The sequence below is a fragment of the Rhizobium sp. SVR5-2C genome, assembly GCF_056755115.1.
Genome location: NZ_JBNDHT010000460.1, coordinates 1 through 255, shown reverse-complemented (window position 1 = coordinate 255; position 255 = coordinate 1). Strand labels below are relative to the sequence as shown.

Annotated in this window: 1 protein-coding gene; it reads right to left on the bottom strand. The window is 60.4% G+C overall.

The features are described 5' to 3' along the window. The coding region (locus ACPYOI_RS36525) for a restriction endonuclease (protein WP_481424237.1) at positions 1-255 on the bottom strand (255 nt) is incomplete at both ends.

Genomic DNA, 255 nt, shown 5'->3' with positions numbered 1-255 from the left:
CGTCTATACCGGTGTGTTGCTTCAAGAGGTACAGCAGGTTGGCGCCGTCGATGAGTTCTATGGGCTTGTTCCGTGCGAAGTCGAATGAGGCCTGGCCGTAGCCGCTGGTTGTAACCAGGATGCCCTTGCTGGCGCCCTCGTTCTGGAGGGTGCCGAACAGGTCACGGACGGCGGAGACCCCTACTGTGTTCTTGTATCGCTTGGCCTGGATGACCACCTTGCCGCCAAAGATCGGGCGCGGGTCATAGGCCACAC